At 70.4% G+C, this 19,947-nt stretch carries 19 protein-coding genes and 1 tRNA gene; 7 read left to right on the forward strand and 13 right to left on the reverse strand.

Features of this window, described 5'->3' with window-relative positions; all coding sequences use genetic code 11:
• Positions 1–28 precede the first annotated feature (28 nt).
• Positions 29–1,438, forward strand: coding sequence for an FAD-dependent oxidoreductase (locus tag ET471_RS07905; RefSeq protein WP_129187476.1), 1,410 nt, complete (start codon positions 29–31; stop codon positions 1,436–1,438).
• A 111-nt stretch (positions 1,439–1,549) separates the two neighbouring features.
• Positions 1,550–2,452 carry a zinc metalloprotease HtpX gene (htpX, locus tag ET471_RS07910; protein ID WP_129187478.1) on the forward strand — a complete coding sequence of 301 codons (903 nt, stop codon included), beginning with the start codon at positions 1,550–1,552 and terminating at the stop codon, positions 2,450–2,452.
• Here the strand turns inward: htpX and ET471_RS07915 are convergent.
• Together ET471_RS07915 and ET471_RS07920 are read right to left on the reverse strand one after the other, a co-directional pair.
• The gene (locus ET471_RS07915) at positions 2,449–3,333 is read right to left on the reverse strand and encodes an HAD family hydrolase (RefSeq protein WP_129187479.1); all 885 of its coding nucleotides are present in this window, start codon (positions 3,331–3,333) and stop codon (positions 2,449–2,451) included. The two genes, htpX and ET471_RS07915, sit on opposite strands and share 4 nt — an antisense overlap.
• The gene (locus ET471_RS07920) at positions 3,330–3,824 is read right to left on the reverse strand and encodes a YajQ family cyclic di-GMP-binding protein (RefSeq protein WP_129187480.1); all 495 of its coding nucleotides are present in this window, start codon (positions 3,822–3,824) and stop codon (positions 3,330–3,332) included. The genes ET471_RS07915 and ET471_RS07920 overlap by 4 nt, the downstream gene beginning before the upstream one ends.
• A 134-nt stretch (positions 3,825–3,958) precedes the next feature.
• Here ET471_RS07920 and ET471_RS07925 point away from each other — a divergent pair.
• The 5 genes from ET471_RS07925 to ET471_RS07945 all read left to right on the forward strand — a co-directional run bounded on the left by ET471_RS07925 (position 3,959) and on the right by ET471_RS07945 (position 5,535).
• Positions 3,959–4,042 (forward strand) — tRNA-Tyr (locus ET471_RS07925).
• 320 nt (positions 4,043–4,362) lie between these two features.
• Positions 4,363–4,551 (forward strand): hypothetical protein, encoded by a 189-nt coding sequence (locus tag ET471_RS07930; RefSeq protein ID WP_129187481.1) that lies wholly within the window; start codon positions 4,363–4,365, stop codon positions 4,549–4,551.
• Positions 4,552–4,619: 68 nt separating this feature from the next.
• Positions 4,620–4,916 carry a hypothetical protein gene (locus tag ET471_RS07935; protein ID WP_129187482.1) on the forward strand — a complete coding sequence of 99 codons (297 nt, stop codon included), beginning with the start codon at positions 4,620–4,622 and terminating at the stop codon, positions 4,914–4,916.
• Positions 4,913–5,311 carry a helix-turn-helix domain-containing protein gene (locus ET471_RS07940; RefSeq protein ID WP_129187483.1) on the forward strand — a complete coding sequence of 133 codons (399 nt, stop codon included), beginning with the start codon at positions 4,913–4,915 and terminating at the stop codon, positions 5,309–5,311. Before ET471_RS07935 ends, ET471_RS07940 begins: the two co-directional genes overlap by 4 nt.
• A complete protein-coding gene (locus ET471_RS07945; RefSeq protein WP_129187484.1) occupies positions 5,311–5,535 on the forward strand; it encodes a hypothetical protein in 225 nt (74 codons plus the stop codon). The genes ET471_RS07940 and ET471_RS07945 overlap by 1 nt, the downstream gene beginning before the upstream one ends.
• A gap of 16 nt (positions 5,536–5,551) precedes the next feature.
• Here the strand turns inward: ET471_RS07945 and ET471_RS18185 are convergent, their stop codons facing one another.
• From ET471_RS18185 to ET471_RS08000, 11 genes are all read right to left on the reverse strand, one after another.
• The gene (locus ET471_RS18185) at positions 5,552–5,938 is read right to left on the reverse strand and encodes a hypothetical protein (RefSeq protein WP_207207354.1); all 387 of its coding nucleotides are present in this window, start codon (positions 5,936–5,938) and stop codon (positions 5,552–5,554) included.
• Positions 5,939–6,562: 624 nt separating this feature from the next.
• Entirely contained in the window at positions 6,563–8,041 is a 1,479-nt protein-coding gene (locus ET471_RS07955) for a PIG-L family deacetylase (RefSeq protein ID WP_129187485.1), read from the reverse strand.
• Positions 8,041–9,543: a phage upper tail fiber protein gene (locus tag ET471_RS07960; protein ID WP_129187486.1), complete on the reverse strand. Its 1,503-nt coding sequence runs from the start codon at positions 9,541–9,543 to the stop codon at positions 8,041–8,043. Before ET471_RS07960 ends, ET471_RS07955 begins: the two co-directional genes overlap by 1 nt.
• 130 nt (positions 9,544–9,673) lie before the next feature.
• Entirely contained in the window at positions 9,674–9,964 is a 291-nt protein-coding gene (locus tag ET471_RS07965) for a hypothetical protein (protein ID WP_129187487.1), read from the reverse strand.
• A 15-nt stretch (positions 9,965–9,979) separates the two neighbouring features.
• Entirely contained in the window at positions 9,980–10,204 is a 225-nt protein-coding gene (locus ET471_RS07970) for a hypothetical protein (RefSeq protein ID WP_165350445.1), read from the reverse strand.
• A complete protein-coding gene (locus tag ET471_RS07975) occupies positions 10,186–11,190 on the reverse strand; it encodes a peptidoglycan recognition protein family protein (protein WP_129187489.1) in 1,005 nt (334 codons plus the stop codon). The genes ET471_RS07970 and ET471_RS07975 overlap by 19 nt, the downstream gene beginning before the upstream one ends.
• A gap of 66 nt (positions 11,191–11,256) precedes the next feature.
• Positions 11,257–11,607: a tropomyosin gene (locus ET471_RS07980; RefSeq protein WP_129187490.1), complete on the reverse strand. Its 351-nt coding sequence runs from the start codon at positions 11,605–11,607 to the stop codon at positions 11,257–11,259.
• Complete coding sequence (locus ET471_RS18190) at positions 11,604–12,863, reverse strand: phage tail protein (RefSeq protein WP_207207355.1); 1,260 nt, start codon at positions 12,861–12,863, stop codon at positions 11,604–11,606. Before ET471_RS18190 ends, ET471_RS07980 begins: the two co-directional genes overlap by 4 nt.
• On the reverse strand, positions 12,863–14,029 hold the full coding sequence (locus ET471_RS07990) for a siphovirus ReqiPepy6 Gp37-like family protein (protein ID WP_129187491.1): 1,167 nt from the start codon (positions 14,027–14,029) through the stop codon (positions 12,863–12,865). Before ET471_RS07990 ends, ET471_RS18190 begins: the two co-directional genes overlap by 1 nt.
• Positions 14,030–14,113: 84 nt before the next feature.
• The gene (locus ET471_RS07995) at positions 14,114–15,058 is read right to left on the reverse strand and encodes a hypothetical protein (protein ID WP_129187492.1); all 945 of its coding nucleotides are present in this window, start codon (positions 15,056–15,058) and stop codon (positions 14,114–14,116) included.
• Positions 15,055–19,908: a phage tail tape measure protein gene (locus ET471_RS08000; protein WP_129187493.1), complete on the reverse strand. Its 4,854-nt coding sequence runs from the start codon at positions 19,906–19,908 to the stop codon at positions 15,055–15,057. The genes ET471_RS07995 and ET471_RS08000 overlap by 4 nt, the downstream gene beginning before the upstream one ends.
• Positions 19,909–19,947: the final 39 nt, after the last annotated feature.

The following is a 19,947-nucleotide window of genomic DNA, read 5'->3' on the forward strand; positions in this document are numbered from 1 at the left end:
CGCCCCCGATCCGGGAGGATCCCCTGCTGTGACCAGCACCCGCCCCTTGCGCGTCGCGATCGTCGGCGCCGGCCCCGCCGGCATCTACGCCGCCGACATCCTGTCGAAGACCGACCTGGACGTCTCGATCGACCTGTACGAGCGCCTGCCCGCGCCGTTCGGCCTCGTGCGCTACGGCGTCGCCCCGGACCACCCGCGGATCAAGCAGATCATCGTGGCGCTGCACAAGGTGCTCGCCCGCGGCGACGTGCGCCTGCTCGCCAACGTCGACTACGGCGTGGACGTCAAGCTCGAGGACCTGCGCCAGTTCTACGACGCCGTGATCTTCTCGACCGGCTCCATCAAGGACGCCCCGCTCCCGCTGCCGGGCGTGGACCTCAAGGGCTCCTACGGCGCCGCCGACTTCGTCTCCTGGTACGACGGCCACCCCGACGTGCCGCGCACCTGGCCGCTCGAGGCCACGACCGTCGCGGTGCTCGGCGCGGGCAACGTCGCGCTCGACGTCGCCCGCGTGCTCGCCAAGCACGCCGACGACATGCTGCCCACCGACATCCCGGCCAACGTCTACGAGGGCCTCAAGGCCTCGCCGGTCACGGACGTGCACGTGTTCGCGCGCCGCGGCCCCGCCCAGGTCAAGTTCTCGCCGCTCGAGCTGCGCGAGCTCGGCCACGTCCCCGACGTCGACGTCGTCGTCTACCCCGAGGACTACGACTTCGACGAGGGCTCGATGGCCGCGATCGAGTCGTCGAACCAGACCAAGCAGGTCGTCAAGACCCTCACGGACTGGACCCTGACGGACCCGGCGTCGCAGACCGCGAGCCGCCGCATCCACCTGCACTTCCTGCACCAGCCGGCCGCCATCCTCGGCGACGGCAAGGTGGAGGCCCTGCGCACCGAGCGCACCGCGCTCCAGGGCGACGGCACCGCCAAGGGCACCGGCGAGTTCCACGACTGGCCCGTCGAAGCCGTCTACCGCGCCGTCGGCTACTTCGGCTCGCCGCTGCCCGAGATCCCGTTCGACCAGGACCGGGGCGTCATCTCCAACCGCGAGGGCCGCGTCGTCGACATGGTGGGCGACCACCTGCCCGGCGTGTACACCACCGGCTGGATCAAGCGCGGCCCGGTGGGTCTCATCGGCCACACCAAGTCCGACGCGTCCGAGACGATCCGCCACCTGGTCGAGGACGTCACGGGCGTCGGCGACGGCGGCGACGTCGCCACGGGCGACCTGGCCGGCGGCCGGACGGCCGCGCACGGCGACCCGCAGGCGGTGCTCGACTTCCTCGCCGAGCGTGGCGTCGACTTCGTCGAGTGGCACGAGTTCGAGCTGCTGGACGCGCACGAGCAGGAGCTCGGCGAGCCGCACGGCCGCGAGCGCATCAAGGTGGTGCCGCGCGAGGAGATGATCGCCGTCGCGAAGCGGCGCACGGACGCCTGATCGGCGCCAGCGGCCCCGACGCAGGACGATAGGGGGCGACGACGGTGGGAACCGTCGTCGCCCCCTTTGCGTTCTCCTCACGCAGGTGCACCACCGAAGGAAGAAGGACCGATGGGCCAGAGGCAGCACTTCAACGGCGTGAAGACGGCGGCGCTGTTCGGCGTGATGTGGGCCGTGGTCCTCGGCCTGGGCTGGCTCATGGGCGGCGGGACGCCGCGGTTCCTGTGGCTGTTCACGGTCATCGGCCTCGTGATGACGTTCGTGGGCTACTGGAACTCGGACAAGATCGCGATCCGGGCGATGCACGCCTATCCGGTCACCGAGCTCGAGGCGCCGGAGATGTTCCGCATCGTGCGCGAGCTGTCGACGGCGGCGCGGCAGCCGATGCCCCGGCTGTACATCTCCCCGACGCGGGCCCCGAACGCGTTCGCGACGGGCCGCAACCCGAAGAACGCGGCGGTCTGCTGCACCGAGGGCATCCTGACCCTCCTCACGGAGCGCGAGCTGCGCGGGGTGCTGGGCCACGAGCTCATGCACGTCTACAACCGCGACATCCTCACCTCGTCGGTGGCCTCGGCCCTGGCCGGCGTGATCACGTCGCTGGCGCAGTTCTTCATGTTCTTCGGTGGGGGCGGCGACCGGCGCGAGGGCGGCGGCAACCCGCTGGCAGGCCTGGCGATGGTCATCCTGGCCCCGATCGCGGCGACGCTCATCCAGCTCGCCATCTCCCGCACGCGCGAGTACGACGCGGACGAGGACGGGGCGAAGCTCACGGGTGACCCGATGGCGCTGGCGTCGGCGCTGCGCAAGCTCGACCAGGGCACCGCGGCGGCCCCGCTGCCGCAGACGCGCGAGCTCGAGAACGTCAGCCACCTGATGTTCGCCAACCCGTTCCGCGGCGCCGGCATGGCCAAGCTGTTCTCGACCCACCCGCCCATGGCCGAGCGCATCCGCCGCCTCGAGGGCATGGCGGGCGGCACGGGCCTCGGCGAGGGCGGGATCCCGCGCTACTAGGCCGAGAGCGCGGCCTCCAGGGCGCGTGCCACGCCGTCGTCGTCGTTGGACGCGACGACGGCGTCCGCGGTCGCCAGGACGTCCGGGTGGGCGTTGGCGACGGCGTGGCCGACCCCAGCCCAGCGCAGCATGGGCAGGTCGTTCGGCATGTCGCCGAACGCCCACACGTCGGCGGCGTCGATGCCCTCGCGGGCGCACCAGCGCGCCAGCGCGGTCTCCTTGCTCACGCCCGGCGCGAGCAGCTCGGCGAGCCCGCCGCCGCCCGAGTAGTGCAGCTCGGCCCGGTCGCCGACGACGTCGCGCACGACGGCGAAGAACTCCTCCTGCGCGGCCGTCGAGACGCGCGGCGCGGTCACGGGGCCGGACGCGCGGGCGGCGCGCAGGTCGGCGTCCGTCATGGCGAGCAGCTTGCCGACGGGCGGCGCGCCCACGAAGAACGTCTCCTCGACGTGCGGCCGCAGCCACGCGGGGTGGATCCGCTCGAGCGCCTCGACGCCCGCGTAGACGTCGTCGAAGGTGGGGCCGTCGACGCGCTCGAGCACGAACGCGACGCCGGGCACGGCGGCCCGCAGGTCGGCGACGAGCGCGGCGGCGTCGTCGTCCGCGAACCCGCAGACGTCGAGCGCCCGGTCCGTGTCCAGCTCCCACACAGCCGCGCCGCCGAGGCACACCACGCGCCCGTGCCCGCCGACGACGTCGGCCAGCGGGCCGAGCCAGCGCGGCGGGCGGGCGGTGACGAAGAGGACCTCGACGCCGGCCGCCTCGGCGGCGGCCAGCGTCTCGCGGGTGCGCGCCGACAGCGTGCCGTCGTGGCGCAGCAGCGTGCCGTCCAGGTCGGTGGCGACGAGGCGGGGGAGCGTCGCCGGGCGCGCGTCCGTCACCGGTAGTTGGTGAACTGCAGGGCGACGTCCAGGTCGGCGCCCTTGAGCAGCGCGATGACGGTCTGGAGGTCGTCACGGGACTTGGACGTGACGCGCACCTCGTCGCCCGTGATCTGCGTCTTGACGGCCTTGGGGCCCTCGTCGCGGATGATCTTGGTGATCTTCTTCGCGTTCTCGCTGCTCAGGCCCTCCTTGATGGAGGCGGCCAGGCGGTACTCCTTGCCCGAGAGCTTGGGCTCCTTGTCGCCGGCGTCGAGCGACTTGAGGCTGATGCCGCGCTTGACGAGCTTGGTCTCGAAGACGTCGAGGATCGCCAGCACGCGCTCGGCCGAGTTGGCGATCATGAGGATCGACTCGCCGCTCCAGGCGATCGAGGCGCCGACGTTCTTGAAGTCGTAGCGCTGCGCGATCTCCTTGACGGCCTGGTTGAGGGCGTTGTCGACCTCCTGACGGTCGACCTTGGAGACGATGTCGAACGACGAGTCAGCCACGGGGGTCTCCTCACGGGGTAGGTGTACGGGCATCTGGCGTCCACCGTAGCCGTCACCGCGCCGCGATTTCACGCGCAGGCCGACCCCGCGCTATGGTTGCTCCCGCCCTGCTGTGCGGGGCACGCACCAACCACGCCAGGTTGCCCGAGCGGCCAATGGGATCTGACTGTAAATCAGACGCGAAAGCTTCGGGGGTTCGAATCCCTCACCTGGCACCAGCAAGGCCGGAACCCCGGATCACCAGCAGCAACGGTGACCCGGGGTTCTTGCGTTCCCAGGTGCCGCGCGTAGGCCGATCTGCCTACTTCAGCAATCCTGTCAGCAATCTCCCCAGGGCGACGTGCGCGTCCTCGCGCGCAGGCATGGGGCCGCTGGCGCCGCGGGTCTGGCCGGTCAGTCAGGGTGGCGCAGAGGCCGCTCGGATTTCACCCGCTCGATGGAGCCCCAGGTCTGCCAATGTCCGACTTCCTGACATAGACTGTGGGTACGAGGTCAGGCACGAGGCCAGACCGGATCCCATAGAGGGGAGGAACACCAGATGCTGATGATCATCAAGGTCGAGGACGGCACCGCGATCGTGTGCGAGGAGCACGAGATCGCCGCCGTCGTCAAGCAGTGGGTGCCCGAGTACTCGCACGAGGCCGCCGACGTCCTGCAGTTCGCGTACATGCGCGGCGAGGACACCCGGCGCCGCGAGTTCGCGCTCGGCATCGCGATCAGGTCCTGATCGCACGGCGGCCCCGCCTCCGGGCGGGGCCGCCCCCACCGACCTTGCACAGCACCAGGTGACCCACCATGAGCGACATCGACACCCGCCCGTACACGTCGGCCGAGCTGCACGCCATCCGCACCCATCACATCCCCAGCGACGTCGCGTTCATCCGCGACGCGTGGGCCACCGGAAGCGAGGACAAGGCCAGCTTCCGTGCCGCGCTCGCGCTGCGCACCGCGGCGTACTACCTCAGGCGCGGCGCCACCGCCGAGGCACACGACCTCGTCACCCGCGCCGCCGCCGCGTGGGACGACGGCTGGAAGGCGCGGGAGGCTGCGCTGCTCACCGACTGGAAGACCCAGACGAAGGAGACCCGATGACCGAGCCCCGCGCGCTCGAGCGCGACCCCATGACCGGTGCGGCCCTGCGCTGCACCCGCGAGCGCCTCGGCCTGACGACCCGGTGGCTGGCCGACCACCTCGACGTCGCCGAGCGGTCCGTGCACCGCTGGGAGTCGGGGGAGTGGCCGGTGCCCGACGGCGTCCGCCTCGCCGTCGAGCTCCTGACCGCCCGGCACGACGTGCTCGTCGAAGCGCTCCTGGCCGACGTCGACGCGCTGCCCGACCCGCTGCTGGTCACGTACCGGACGGACGCGGACGCGGATGCGATCGGCACCCCGGACGTGGCCGGCTACCCGGCGGCGTGGCACCGCGCCGCCGTCGGGCGCGTGCTCGCGGTGCGCCCGGGCGCGACCGTCGTCTACCGGGTGCCGTGATGGCCGTCGACCTGCGCCCGCTGCACGAGTGGGTGACCCTCTGGGCGGCCGAGCACGACATCGACGCCGTCGACCTCGAGGCTCGCGCGATCGCGCACCTCGAGGACCTCGGCGAGCTCGACGGCATCGAGCGCGGCACGACCCACCGATGGCTCGTGACCCGAGCCTCCGCCGACCGCCTCCTGACCGGCCTCGCGCAGACCGGCGAGCACGACCGGCTCTGACCCCGTCGACGGGCGCTCAGGCGTCGTCGCGTACCGACGGCGGGCCGTCGTGCTGCTCGGCGCCGTCGGGCCCGCGCCAGGGCACTGGCCGGCGGGGGATGGTGCGGTAGACGTCGTCGGCGTCGACCCACAGGAGCAGCTCGCGCGTGCTCGAGGGGGCCCCGGGCGGCGGGATCATGACGAGGACCAGGGTGTCGGTCCAGCGGATCGCCCACCCGGGCACCATCTCGTCCCAGCCGTCCCACTCCAGTCGCACGATGCAGTAGATGTGCCCCTGCGGTCGCACCGAGACGGTCGACGGCACAGGGCGCTGGTTGAGCGGGCTGGGAGCGGGCAGGTACTCGGCCGCGTACCCCGGTCGCCCCGGTGTCGGCTCGCGCAGTCCTCGGCCCTCTCCGGTCATCTTCCCCACGGTACTCGAACAGGTGTGCGAGAAAGAAGTGTGGCGCAGTTCAGATCGGCGTCGGCGACATCCAGCGGGAGCGCCGCGGTGATGTGCACGGTGCTCGGCGCGACGTGGACACTGATGCAGCAGCCCACCGTCTCCGCCCCACGTGAGGTCACCCCGAACGGCCGTGCCGCCCGTGCCGCCCGACGTGCCGGGCAGCCCGCCCCGACCGTGTCGATCATCGACCTGCGCCGCATGCAGACCTACCGGGAGGACGACGACGGCGCCGAGCCCAGCCGCACCTACCACCACCGGTGGGTCGTGCGCGGGCACTGGCGACAGCAGGCCCAGGCCGGTCGTTGCGCCGGCCAACCTGGGTGCCATCCTATGTCAAGGGCCCCGAGGGCGCTCCGCTCCTGCGCGTCGAGCACGTCAACGTCTGGCGCCGCTGACCACCGGACGTGACGATGCCGCCCACCCTGACCGCGGTCCCGTAGCGCTCTGAGTGGACGGCATCGCACGCGATGGCCCGCCCACCAATCGTCACACCCAGATCCCCGTCCGTCCCGGGTGAAGTCCGGGCACGAAGAAGCGCCCCCGCTCACCCGTGCGGGTGAGCGGGGGCGATGTCGGGTTAGGTCAGGCGCCGTAGATCTTGGTCGCGCCGAGATAGAGGCGTGGCACGATCGCTGAGCCGAGAGCGAACCCGCTGACGTGGTTGTTGCCGACGGCGTGCGGCGCCGAGGCGGCCACGGCGGACATCAGGACCGGCTCGACGCCGTACCAGGTCGAGATCGGCCCGTAGGAGTTGTCGACGCCGGGTGTCGCGTAGAGCGCGGAGTCGGTGTACCTGTACTGGCCGTTGGGTGGGACGGTGACGTAGGTGTCGCCGGTGTCGGTGTGAGCGCCGGGGACGTGCAGGCGCGGCTCGGCCGCCGAGACTGCATCCGACGTGGCGAAGAAGTCCGCTGCGGACGGGTACCCGCCCTGCGGGAAGAACCACGTCACCCAGTAGATGCGGCCGGGCTCGAGCAGCACGGGCCGCTCGAACGCGATCCTCGCCAGAGACCCGGGGGTCACGGACGCCACCGTGCCGCCGGCGAGGTAGGTGTCGGGCAGTGTCGCCGACGGCGACGACGCGGTCATCAAGGCGGCGTAGTGGCGTGCCGGCCCGTGCAGGTACCCGGACGGCAGCCAGCACGCCGCAGCGGTCGCGAGCAGCGGCTCGGCGCCCCCGTCGATGTAGAACGCGGTGCCGAGCACGCGCGCGTCGTCGTCCTGCACGACCAGGGCGTTGCGCTGCGCCTGGGTGAACGCCGTGATCTCTGGCGCGCCCGGAGCGGGGATCGCGGTGGGCGCTTCGAGCACGGGCCGCTGGTGACTGATGTACTGCGTGAGCACCTGGCTGAACTGCGTGTCGAACGGCACATAGGTCGACGCCGCCGACATCTTGCGGGTGTAGTCGGCCCCGGAGACATTGACGGGCCCGACCTCCTGCCCGTACCCCATGTACCCCTGCCGGGCCGGGGTCGTGGACGCGGCGTCCGCGCCCGCCGACGCGAACTTCGCGGACGCGACGTGGTCGACGTGGTCGATGCCGTAGGGCGCCAGGTGGTTCAGGTGCCGGATGACGGTCGCGCCGTAGTAGTCGATTGCCGCGGCGATCAGCGCGATCAGCCCGGCCCGCGTGTACTCGTTGGCGCCGTCGAGGGACACGACCGAGGCGGTCGCTCCCGTCCACAGCCGCATGAGGTACGCGGACGCGGTGTCCGGCTCGCCCGGCACGGTCGGCTCGCCGCCGTCGGGCAGGCGCACGAACACGAGCTTGATCTGCGTGCCCGCCAGCGCGGAGACCGTGACGGCCTTGCCCGCGAGGGTGACCGTCGACGTCGTCCAGGTGTTGGCGACACCGGCCATCTGCGCCCACGCGGCGCGCACGCCGTTCTCGCGCGACTGCGCATACCCTGACGCCCACGTCAGGCCGGCGTTTCCAGCGGTGAGGTACAGGGTGCCGATCGGGGTTGTGGTCCCGGCCTGGTCGACGTCGTGCAGGATGTCCGGCGACAGGAAGTACAGGTCGTCGTCCTGGTGGGCGACGACGTTGAGGATCGACGTCATCAGCTCGCCACGATCACGTAGAGCGTCGTCGGGCTCTTGGAACTGAGGGCGTCGTAGGCGGCCTGCGTGATCGAGGTGATCGCAGTGATGCCGGTGCCCCCGACCTTTGCGTCAAGCGCCGCCTGCAGCCCAGCGGTCTTCGCCACAGGGAATGCGCCGTCAGGCACGACAGGTGCTGCCGCGAACGTCTTGACGCCGGCCACCGTCTCCGCCCCGGACTTGTGGAGCACCGCGGTGTCGTCGGCCTTGCCCGCCAGCGCAGCAGCCTGCGCGGTGCTCACGGGCTTGGCGGCGTCGGACGTGTTGTTGACGGACCCTAGGCCGACGTCTGCCGCGCCGAGGATCACGGTGCCGGTACGCCCGGCGACCGATGCCACGTAGACGGTCGAGGTGGGCAGTGCACCCACATCGCCCGCGTCGAGGCTGACGGTGCCGGTCTTGCCGTTGACGGAGTCGACCGCCCCACCGCCGCCCGTGCCTCCGCCCGCCGGCGGAGTAGCCCAGGTGCCATCACCCCGCAGGAACACCCCCGCGCCGGGGGTTCCGGAGCCCAGCCGGGCGGGCGAGATCACACCCGTGCCCGCGTTCACCTGGGACGCGTTGACGGGGTTGTTGACCCCGGCCTTCGAGTCGAGCGCCGCCTGCAGCCCGGTCACGTCAGAGACCGTGTGCGTGTGCACGACCGACGCCTTGCCCGCCAGCGCAGCAGCCTGCGCGGTGCTCACGGGCTTGGCGGCGTCGGATGTGTTGTCGACCTGACCAAGACCGACGTCGCCCTTGACGAGCGCTACAGCGCCTGTCTTCCCGGCCACTGAGGTCACCGCACCGCCCGACCCGCTCCCGCCCGTCCCAGTCGCGACCGTGACGTTGCCGGATGCGTCCGGGTAGGCGCCGTTGACGGTGCGCACCACGCCCACGGCCGATGCCGCTGCAGCCGAGGACGCGCCCTCAGCCGCGACCTGCGCAGCCGCCGCTGCGGTCGCAGATGCCTGCGCGGCCGCCGCGATCGGAGTCACCTGCGCGGTGACGGCTGCACCGACCTGCGCGGGGATGCCGCCCACAGCGCCCGAGACCGTCGCGAGAGCTGTCGCAGTCACCGCGTCGACGGCACCGGCAAGACCGGCCTGCGCGGCCTGCGCCGCGGCGCGCGACACCTCCGCATCCGAGCTCGCCACGCTCGCAGCGTTCCGCGCCGCGAGCGCCACCTCCCGCATGACCTCCTCGAAGCCGATCCCTCCCTGGAGTGTCGACCCGGGATCACGCCAGTCGAGGTACAGGTCCTCCGGGGTGTCCGTCTCGATGATGAACGGCGGCAGCGTACCGATCGGGGACACCGTCAGCAGCGACGACGGGATTGGGTCCAGCGACCCCGTCTCGATGATCGGGTAAGCGGTGGTGGTGCCCCGCACTACCACCTGGATGCGCTGCCCAGCGAGGTTGATCGCAACCTGCCCAGTCGCCTGGTTGAGCACGATCGCTGTGTTGATCGTCCACTGCGCCATGGTCGGCTCCTAGTCGAAGAAGTCGGTCTCGACGTCCCAGACAGCGCACTGCTCGGCTGCCTTCTGGGACCGGTACTCGGCGCCGCACTCCTCACACTCATGGCGTGCTGCGCCGTCGGGGGTTGCCATGTCAGGCCTCGGGCGGCGTGTAAATCGGGGGCTTCGCGGAGCCGAGGACGATGCGGGTCATCCAGTCGGGAAGACGCGGCTCGAGCGCACGCCAGATCGCGTACCAGGCCGACTCAGACCCGGCAACGACGACGAGGACGGCTGCGGGGGACGTCAGGTCGATGCCTAGGCTGTCGAGCACGTGGACGGCCCACGGGGCATGGATGCCGAGCCAGGCGAGGAGCGCGCCGACGACCAGGCCCCACGCCTTGGGGACGTAGGTGCGCAGCAGGGAGACGATGCGGTCAGACATGGTGGGTTCCTCCTGTCAGTACCGGCCCGAGCGGGCGGTGGCGAGGTTGAGGGCGTGCTGGTGCAGGTTGGTGGTCTCCGGGCCGGCTTCGCCGTCGAAGTCCTCGACGCGCGCGCCCCGGCCGAGGATGGCGGGGGCCTGGGTGTTGTAGAGCCAGAACTGACGGACCTTGACGGTCTTGGGACCCTCGTCGCCATCGATATCGAGGGCAGGCCTCCCAGTCAGGTCCCGGATGTGCACTGCGGCGACGACCCCGTTGAGGAAGCGCTGGTCGGCCTTGATGAGCGCCGAGTCCTCACCGTCGATGACACCGTCGATCGGGGTGGCCATGACCTCCTGCCAGCGGGCGATCGTCTTCGGGCCGCGCTTGCCGTCCTCGTCGAGGCGCACCGACCCGTCCGCGTTGCGCGGCTCCGCCGGCACAGCGGGGCGGGTACGTCGAGTGCGGCATCGAGGGCCTTCGCGGTGTCCGGGCCAGGGATGCCGTCGACGGTGAGACCGTGCGACGCCTGGAACGCGGTGGTGGCCGCGATCGTCTTCGGGCCGCGCTTGCCGTCGGCGCCATCGGCGCCGAGGTCGTACCCGAGCCGGATGAGCTTGGCCTGCTGCGCAGCGATCCACTCCTGGGAGTAGCCGCGGTTGTCCCACGACGGCGTCGGGGCCTGCGCGACCGGCACCGTGCCCGGCTGAGTCGACCCGCGGAGCTGGGCGACGTGCGCGGCGACCCGGCCCAGGAAGTAGTCCCAGGGGAACGCGGGGCCCGGGTCCCAGTGCGTCGACTTCTTGTAGACGCGGTTGACGTCGACGTGCCCGGCGAAGCCCTTCTGGCCGGCGCGGATCTGCTCGTCGGTCAGGTGCCGGATCGGGATGCCGCCCTCGATGACCCACTCGGCCGCGCACAGGGCAGTGACCTCGAGCGCGGCGAGCGAGTAGGCATCCGCCCAGTCCTCCGGGGTCTGGCGGGCATACCCGGCGATCTCGATGTTGCGCGAGCGGGAGTTGACGCCGGGCATCGTCCAGGCCACGTACTGGTCCTCGATGACCCGCACCCGCGAGTCGCAGTCGGTGCACCAGTGCGCGTCGGCCTGCTGGCTGTCGAAGTATCGGGCGACGTTCTCCGCGGTCTGCGGAAGCTCCGGGGCCTCCATGGTGTGGATGCCGATGATGTCGAAGCTGCTGAGCACGACCTTGCCGCGGTTCTTGATCCTGATCGTGGTGGTGACCATGGTGGGCTCCTTCGGGCATGCGAAAGGCCCGCCACTCTGGACGGGCCAACGGGGTGTGGTGCCTGCTCAGGACCAGGCGATGTGCGGGAGCGCCCAGGCGAGGCCGATGCCACCGACGGTGGCGATCGCACCCAGCGCCCACAGGGCGACCTTGATGGTGGCGGCCAGCAGGCCAGCGGTGCTCGAGACGGTCAGGGCCAGCGCGGCGAGCTCCTCACGCAGCTTCGTGTCGGCTGCCTGGAGGTCTTCCACGTCTTCCTCGGTGTTCTCGACGCGGCGGGTCAGGTTCTCCATGGAGGTGCGCAGGATCGCGTTGTTCTCCGCAACCTGGACCGCGAGGGCTTGGACGGACTCGGCGAGGCGGGAGACGTCCGTGGTGACCCGGAGGGCGTCGTGGACTGCGTCCGGGCCGGTCATGGCAGCAGGGGTAGGGCGCGCACGCAGAGGCGTCGCACCATGTAGGGCGGCAGGTTGTTGTGCGCGGCGCCGCCACCAGTCGACCCGGACGCGCCAGTGAAGTTGGGCAGGTCGACGGTGTGGCTGTGACTGCCGGCGGGGTCGGTGAGGACACCGGGCTGCGCATAAGTCGCTCCCCAGCCTTCGCCGACGTAGTTCCACCTCGTGTTGATCACGGCGGGGTTGCCAGCCACCACGACTTGCCCGTGCTGGTGGGAGCCTTCCGTGGACGTGGTGACGGCGCCGTGGTCGTGGTTGATCGCGTGCGTGTGGCCGGGGATCTCGGTGGAGTTGAGCGTGTGCGTCTTCGCGCCGCCCGTCTTCCCGACCGTGTTGAACTCGGTCTGGGAGGTGTCGAGGCCCACGCTCGAGCGCCCTCCCGCGTTGGGGAGGTTGAACGTCGACGACCCGTCCCCGGCGCCGTACGTCGTGCCGTAGATCGCGAACAGCTCCGGGTACGTCGTGCGCGACACAGCCTGCCCGTTCTTCTCCAGCCACCCCGTCGGCACCGTGTGGAACTCGGCCTCCATGCCGACCGGGCAGGCGGCGTTGATCGCAGCCTTCAGCGCCGGGGCGAGGTCGGCTGCAGCGACGGCCAGGCGTGCCCACGTCGGACTTGATCCGGACAGCACCCGCACGAACTTCTCCGCCGGGTCGCGGTGCACCTGCGTGCCCAACGGCACATCGGTCGGCAGGGCTGCACCGGCAGGCGTGTACAGGTTCGGGCCCGTCCACCGGCGCAGGTCCACCTTCGATGCCTGGTTCAGTGACTGCCCGGCCCTGCGGGTCACGGCCCACAGCGGCAGGAACTCCACCCCGGGACGTCCCTCGTCGATCGTGGGCAGGTCTGCCGACCCCTCCACCCCGGCGACGCAGACCACCCGCACCGGGCCAGGGCTCGTCCCACCAAGCGATGGGTCGTACTTCAGGGCGACAATGTCCGTGCGGCCGTTCGTGCCGTTCGTCGCCGCGGGGATCGTGACCGACTGCGTTGACCCCTGCGGTACCCAGTGCGCGAACCCGGCCACCACCGCAGCCGATTCCAGCGTCGTCGACCCGAGCTCAGCCACGTCCGACCCCGTTGGCAGGGTCAGGGAGTACGCGCTCCCGTTGGTGTCACCGACGATGCCAGCCTCGGTGCCGATCTGAATCCGCAGCATGCCTTCGGTCCACGGCTGCCCCGTGATCGGGCCTGACGCCTCCACACCTGTAGCCATCAGCGGGTCCTCTCCAGGTTGGTGATGCGCCGCAGTGCGGCGCGCAGGATGCGTGCGGACTGGGTGCCGGTGGCACCCGCTCCGGGGGTGCCGATCGTGAGGCGCACCTGCTCGGCCTGGGCTGCTGTCACGGTCGTGGTCGCTTCGCGGAGGCAGTTGTCGAGGATGAGCGCGTCGAGCCCGCCGGGTAGTTCGAAGCCGAGCGCGTCGCCGAGCTGGTAGTCGACGCGGTAGGTCAGGTCGCCGTTCTGGTCGGCGTCGAACGTGACCTGGACTGGGGGGGCGGCGTCTGCGAGGGCCGTGGTCGCCCGCTCGGTAATCTCGGTGGTGTTGCTGCTGATCGAGTAGTCGACCAGGCCCTCACGGTGCATGGCCCAGTCGGCGATCGCGTCCGCGTCCTGGAAGAGCGCCGCGGTGCGGGCGGACTGGTCGCCGGCCGCGAACAGGACCGCGTCGGTGTACTCGGGTCGCTGGATCGACCACCGCAGGTTCGACACGAACGAGGTCGCCAGCGCTGAGTGGGGGTCGCCGAAGACGACGTCGGCTGACCTGTCGGTTCGGGCGGTCACGGTGGCGAGCAGGCGGGGCGTTCCGGTGGACTCGTCATGTGCCAGGTCGAGGATCAGGCCGCCGTTCTCAGCGAGTTTGGTCACGAGGTCGCCGAGGATGTCCATTCGGGCGCTGATCTGCGTGGACCCACCCCGACCGAGGGACGCTGGCAGGGTCACGTCGGTCATGCGGCGCGAGGTCAGCGCGGTGGCACCCAGGTTGGCGGCCAGGTACGCCAGCAGCACCGTCTCCCGGGCACCAGACCGGGTGTCGTACGCGGCGCCGAAGTTCGACGGCGTCGAGGTGAGGGCGTGGGTGGGGACGGGCCACGCGAGCCGGTCCCAGTAGCGGGCCTTGTCACCCTCGAAGGTGAGGGTCGCGGTGACCAGGTCGCCGGTCGCGCCGGTCAGCCGCCCGGACACGATCTGCTGCCCGTCCCGGTCGAGGATGCACCCGCCGCCACCTAGGAAGGCGGTGGCCTCCGCGGTGGGGGCTGTGATCGTCCACGTGTGGGGCAGTGAGTCCCGCTCGACCAACGTCAACTGGTCCCACCCAGTGACCGGGTCCTCGGTTCGGGTGAGGTCCGCGTTGCGCGGCCAGACCTCCCACAGAGCCATGACACCTCCCCGGGAGTCTCACCCGAGGTGTCGCGGCGGGTGGTCGAGGGAAGATGCGCGAAGGGGCGGCGTGTCGGACTCGCTCTAGGAGAGGCTCCCGTGGAGCCCACGCCACCCCAAGGTAAGAGTAGTCGCGTTGGTCGCCCCGGGGGCCGTTACGGAGATCAGTGTCGTCCCCAGGTTGAACGCGGGGGTCCTACTCCCGCGGGCGACCTTCCCCGCCGCCGGGGCGCCGTTCAGGCGGATCGACTTGCGGCGCGGGTCAGTGACCATCACGAAGGTGTCGCCGGCGGACAGGGCCGTGGGGATGTCGACGCGCAGCCCGTTGTCGCCCTCGATGAGGATGGATGTCGCCGGGCCCTTGAGCGTCAGCGTCGGATAGACAGGGGTCGCGGACTGCATCTGCACCGGGGTGTCCTCAGACAGGACGGTGGTGGTCGCCAGTCCGACCGACCCCCAGTTCGCGCCGATGCCAGGCATCGTGTCCGGCGCGATCTGGAACGGCACGGACTGGTCGTTCAGGTCCTCGGCGAACGGCTGCGGGGCCACACAGTTCAGCACGACTCGCTGGAACGTGGTGGTCTCCTTCCCGTCACCTTCCAGCCCCGACTGGTAGGCCAGGCCCAGGCGTCGCACCCCGGCCGGGGACGCGCACAGGAGCCGGAAGTTCCCGTCCCTGGTCATTCCCGCGGACGGGTTCACAAGGTCGCGCAGGAACGCCATCTGCTCGTCCTGCTCGGCCTTCGACGTCGTGCGCAGGTCGAGGGCCAGCACGACGGGCCGCTCGAGGGTGAGCACGTCCGTGACCATCGACCCGGCCACACCGGGCTGCACCGCGGTGAGCACCTGCGTGGGAGCCACGTCCAGGCCAGTCGACCCATCAAGCGGACCGAACCACACCCGCGACGTCGTGATCGGGATCGTCACCGTCCCATCCCACGACTCCAGCCAGAACTTCCGCTGGTCGGACGCCAGCGGCGCCGTGGGCACCGGGCGGGACAGCACTGACGCGAGGACGAAGTAGGTCATGGCATCACGTCCTGTAGTTCGGCCTGCCGGACCGCGGCGAGCACCTGCGCCGGCGTGGCCTGCAAGGTGTTGACGTTGGCCTGGTAGGTCTTCGTCACCTGGGTGACGGACCCGCCGGTACCTCCGACCCCGAGACCGACGGCCGTCGCCTTGGCGAGGTTGCGGGTCGTGGCCGCGTCGAGCACGTACCCGGGCTTGGTGAAGCGGGCGTACTGCGGTCCGGACGCACCAAGCACCGCGAGCTCGACCCCCCGCTCACCCGTCAGGAACGTCTGCCCCGGCCACACGGCACCACCATCAGCACGCCGCGGCACCCCGAACACGTCCGCGAGCAGGTCGGAGATCTGCTGCCCAACGGCAGTGATCTGTCCCTCGAGCGACGCCTGCTGCCCCGTCAACGACAGCAGGCCCGTGTTCGCGGCCGCGAGCCCACCCGTGTACATGGTCGCCGTGACGGACTGCCCGATCTGCCCCGAGTACCGGTCGATGTCGGAGTACGCCGTCGTCAACTGCCCCAACTGCTGGTCCGACAAGGACGCGATCGCGTCTGCCGCGTCAAGCGCGCCACCGTCGATGCCCATGCCGAGGATCTCGGAGATGACCCGCTGCGGCACCCCGCGCCGCACCAGTGTGTCGATCTTCCCGGCCAGCGACCGTACGTTCGCCGCGTACTGCTGGGCTGCGAGCAGGTACGACGTGCCCGTGCCGGCGCCCGCGGCAGCCGTCTCAGCAGCCTGCGCGTCCGTCTCTGCCTGCACCGCCTGGTCCGACAGGCGTGACGTGTAGTACGTCTCACCCTGGTCGTTCGTGTGCGCGTCGTACACGTAGTCGTTCTTCAGGCTGTCGGCCCTCTCCCGCGCCGTCTGCGCCGCGGCGACGAGCTGGTCCTGCTGCCGGGCCACACCCTGCAGGTCGAACGCACCCGAGATCGCCGACTTCGCCTGGTCGTACGCCTGCTGCAGGTCACCGATCAGGTCACGCTGCTTCTCGATCGCCGCGTTGACCTGGTCGAGCTGCCCATACAGCGAAGCGAACTGGGCCTCCGCAGCGGACGCCGCACCGGTCAGCGCCTGCTTGCCCGACGTGGACAGGCCAGCGTTCCTCGACTCGGAATACAGGGTATCGACGAGCCCGTACGCACCCGAGAGGCCCGATGTGGCCTGGTCGGTGTAGTCACCGCGGCGGGCGCTCTTCTGCACGTCCTGTGCTGCGACGACCCCGTCCCAGTAGCCCGGGTTGCCGCCCGCGATCGTGGCCGCGTACTCCGCCTCGGACAGCTTCGTCTTCGCCTCAGCGATCTCCTGCTCGGATGCGGAGCGTGCCAGCCCGCTCAGACCGCCCAGGTCGGCCTGCATGGTGTTGATCTGGTCGAGGAGCCGGTACCGGTCGGGGAAGTCCATGAACGCGTCACGCCAGTACGCGGCGTCCTTACCGTCGAGGGACGGCATCCCGAACGTCGTGTAGATGCCGCCACCAGCCGCGAGGCCCGGAAGCGCCGAGAACAGGTCTCGCGGCACGGCGCGGGAGTTCATCGCTCCCATGATCGCGTCGCCGTAGTAGTCCGCGGCCGGCTCGTTGACGACCCATTCGCGGGACCGGACCCGCACGCGCGGCATGCCCGTCTCGTCGACTCCGAGGAGGTTGTCCGACGCGGGGTTCGCCGGCGCGACACCGGGGAACCGGCCACCACCAGCGAATGCAGGCAGCCGCATCCCTGTAGCCGCACCAGGACCGATGACCCGGGTGCCGACGGTGATGGTGCGCCCCGAGTTCGATGCGATCACACGGTCGAGCGCAGACTGTGCCTTGGTCGTTGACGCATCGACGGTGATCGTCGCGCTCTGCTGCGTGACCCAGTTCTTCAGCCCGACGACTACCGACCGGCCGTTCTCGTCGTTGCCTCGGATCTGTACGGTGCCGTCAGCACCATCGACTGTGGCGACGTACCCAGACAGCGTCGTCAGCGCCTGCCCGTCCTCACCGAAGATCGTGACCGTCCCCGATGCCTCGTCGACCTTGGTCGTCACGTCTCCGAGCTCGGCAAGCACGGGGGCTCCGTTGCCGTACACCGTGACGGTACCGGTGGCAGAGTCGATGACCCCGAGCAGCGCGGTGGTCTGCTCGGTGGCCAGATCGGTGTTCGCCTCGACGGTGATCTGGGGTGATCGGATGTTCTCCAGAGCGCCGGTGATGTCCTGGCCCATCTGCTGCCAGGTCTCGACGATCTTCGCGCGCCGCTCAGGGCCCGCGGTGACAAACGACTCGAGCATCGCGGCACCCTCGGGGCCGCGTGCGATCAGGTCATCGATCATCGCGTCTGCTGCGGCGGCCATGTTCGCCGGCAGCTCGTCACGCACCTGCTGTGACGCCGTCAGGACGTTGTCCCGCCACCTGGCTTGCGCCTCGGCCTGCTTCTGCAGCTGCTCGATCCACTGATCCGCCGAGACGGAGACGCCGTCGTAGAAGTCCTCCCAGGAGTCCTTCGTCGTCTTCGTCTTTTCCGCGGCCTCTTCGGCAAAGGTGCGCTGCTGGTCGATCGCGGCCTGCCACGCCCCGCCCAGGTCGCGGAATGAGGTGCTGGCCCCGGACACCATCTCGCGCCACTTCTCAAGCGCCTCGATAGCCTCATCGGACATCTGCCCGACCTGCCCGACACCGTCGGCAACGCCCTGGGCGGACTTGGCGGCGAGCGTCTGCTCGTTGTCCACGCCGGCGAGGGCGGTGGCGTAGGCGGGCATGCGCGCGTTGAGGTCATCAAGACTGCCGCCCGCCGCAGTCCACCGGTCCGAGAGGTACTTGAACTGGGCTGCCGCCTCGTCGGCGTGACCCTGCTCGACCATGAACGCGAGGGCCTCACCAACTGCGGTGAACTGGGCCGCAGCGTTCTTCCCATCGTTGACTGACACGATGCTGCTCAGCACTGGGACGCTCTCGGCCCAGTCGCCGATCTTCTGCTTCATGGATGGGTTGACCAGGCGGTCGATCGCGTCAGCCAGGGTGTTGATCTCAGTTGCCTGGTCCCCGCGCGAGGAGAACAACTGCCCCCAGTCCCACGTCTTGCTTTCGCGCCGCCCGGCATCTATCGCAGCGAAGAGGCGGTCGTACCCGTCAGCGCCCTCAAGCACCGCCGCAGTGGTCTGCTCCATCCCGGCCGCGGCCTTCTCGGACGTCGACCCGATCGTGTCGAGCACCTCGAGCGCGACGAGCGCAGCGCCCGCAACGGTGGCGGCCTTGCCGACCTTCCCAAGCCCAGATGCGACACCAGGAGAGATGTCCCGCAGCTGCTTGAACGCCTTGACGGTGTCGACCGCGCGCGGTGCCACGACCAGGAGCCCGCCGGCCACGAGTGCAGCAGCACCGACGATGCCGCCGAGGCCGCCAACGGCCTGCTGCGCCCAGTCCGGGAGGTCAGAGAACGCGTTCGCCAGCCCGGCGACAGCTTCAGCGCCACGCGCCAGGGCTGGCAGGAACTCTTGCCCGACTGTGATGGCAGAGTCCTGGATCGAGTTGCGGGCGATCTCCATCTTCGCGGAGGCCGTGTCGTACCGCTTGTTTGCCTCGGCGAGGAGGGCGGTGTTGTCCTCCCAGGCCTGGTTGCCGAGCTCGATGGACTTGCGCAGCAGGTCGCCGGAGGTCGCCATGGACAGCAGGGCTCGCGATACGCGGATGTCCTTCTGCCCCAGGTCGGACAGCGTGGTGAACACGTCCTGACCGGCGGCCTGCATCTTGCCAAGGCCCTCAACGAACGCTGCGAGAGCGTCAGCAGGATCGTCACGCCACGCTGCGGCAAAGTCTGACGCAGACATCCCCGCGACAGCAGCCCAGGTGGTGAGGTTGCTCGAGTTGGTTGACACGACCGTGGCGATGTCGGTCATGACGGCGGAGATGGCTGAGCCGCCGGCCTCGACCTCGATACCCACCGAGGCGAGCGCGTTGGCGAGCCCCATGACATCGCCTTCGGACATCCCGACGATCTCGCCTGCGCCGGCGATGCGCTGGGCCATCTGGATGATGTCGCGCTCCGTGGAGGCGCCGTTGTTCCCGAGGGCTACGAGGGAGGCGCCGAGGTTGTCGACCTCGTCAGGCGCTGTCCGCATGACGTTCATCAGCTGCGCGATCGAGGTGGCTGCCTCGTCGGCGGTGAGGTTCGTCGTCTCACCCAGGTCGATCATGACCTTCGTGAACGGCACGATCGAGTCGGCTGCTACGCCGAGCTGGCCGGCCGCCTCTGCGACGGCAGCGATCTCCTCGTGCGTCGATGGGAGGGTCTTGGCCAGGCTCCGCAACCCATCCTCGGTGGCCTTGAGGTCGGCGCCGTTGGGCAGCGTCTTGGTGACGCCGGTCCATGCCGACTCCCACTGCACGGCCGCGGCGACGGTCGCGCCCACGGTTGCAGTGGTGATTGCGCCGAACGCCGCCAGGGTGGTCCCGGCCCGGTCGATCGCCTCCCGGTTCGTGTCGACCGCCCCGGTGAGCTTCCCGACGGCGGTGGTCTGCCGGGCGGTGGCCTGTTCGTTTGCCGCCTGCGCGGACCGGTGCGCCGCCTCCGCCGCGGCAACGTCCTTCGTCGCCTGGTCGAGGTCACGACGTGCCTTCGCCGACCGCTCCTCCGCAGCGACGACCTGCGCCGAGTCAGCGGCACCCTTCTGCCGTGCCTGCGCGAGCTGCTGCTCAGCGGTGCGGAGACGCCCGGCCGCGTCGGCCTGCGCCTTCTGCGCACGCTCGACCCGCTGCCCCGCATGCTCGACCTTGTCGGCGAGCTTGTCGGCCGCCTTCGCGCCCTCGTTGAACCCCTGGACGAGGGCCTGGTACTCGGCTTCGAGACGGACGGCGTAGGAGCGAGTCGTCACAGAATCACCCCCGAGGTCGCTATGCAGATGTCACGCTGG

The organism is Xylanimonas protaetiae, from assembly GCF_004135385.1.
Taxonomy (GTDB): Bacteria; Actinomycetota; Actinomycetes; order Actinomycetales; family Cellulomonadaceae; genus Xylanimonas; species Xylanimonas protaetiae.

Bases quoted from the DNA above. Each gene is read 5' to 3' on its own strand.
- ET471_RS07935 (WP_129187482.1), top strand. From the start codon at position 4,620: ATGAGCGACATCGACACCCGCCCGTACACGTCGGCCGAGCTGCACGCC.
- ET471_RS18185 (WP_207207354.1), bottom strand. From the start codon at position 5,938: ATGACCGGAGAGGGCCGAGGACTGCGCGAGCCGACACCGGGGCGACCG.
- ET471_RS07930 (WP_129187481.1), top strand. From the start codon at position 4,363: ATGCTGATGATCATCAAGGTCGAGGACGGCACCGCGATCGTGTGCGAG.
- htpX (WP_129187478.1), top strand. From the start codon at position 1,550: ATGGGCCAGAGGCAGCACTTCAACGGCGTGAAGACGGCGGCGCTGTTC.
- ET471_RS07945 (WP_129187484.1), top strand. From the start codon at position 5,311: ATGGCCGTCGACCTGCGCCCGCTGCACGAGTGGGTGACCCTCTGGGCG.
- ET471_RS18190 (WP_207207355.1), bottom strand. From the start codon at position 12,863: ATGGCTACAGGTGTGGAGGCGTCAGGCCCGATCACGGGGCAGCCGTGG.
- ET471_RS07940 (WP_129187483.1), top strand. From the start codon at position 4,913: ATGACCGAGCCCCGCGCGCTCGAGCGCGACCCCATGACCGGTGCGGCC.
- ET471_RS07995 (WP_129187492.1), bottom strand. From the start codon at position 15,058: ATGACCTACTTCGTCCTCGCGTCAGTGCTGTCCCGCCCGGTGCCCACG.
- ET471_RS07975 (WP_129187489.1), bottom strand. From the start codon at position 11,190: ATGGTCACCACCACGATCAGGATCAAGAACCGCGGCAAGGTCGTGCTC.
- ET471_RS07955 (WP_129187485.1), bottom strand. From the start codon at position 8,041: ATGACGTCGATCCTCAACGTCGTCGCCCACCAGGACGACGACCTGTAC.
- ET471_RS07960 (WP_129187486.1), bottom strand. From the start codon at position 9,543: ATGGCGCAGTGGACGATCAACACAGCGATCGTGCTCAACCAGGCGACT.
- ET471_RS07965 (WP_129187487.1), bottom strand. From the start codon at position 9,964: ATGTCTGACCGCATCGTCTCCCTGCTGCGCACCTACGTCCCCAAGGCG.
- ET471_RS07990 (WP_129187491.1), bottom strand. From the start codon at position 14,029: ATGGCTCTGTGGGAGGTCTGGCCGCGCAACGCGGACCTCACCCGAACC.
- ET471_RS07980 (WP_129187490.1), bottom strand. From the start codon at position 11,607: ATGACCGGCCCGGACGCAGTCCACGACGCCCTCCGGGTCACCACGGAC.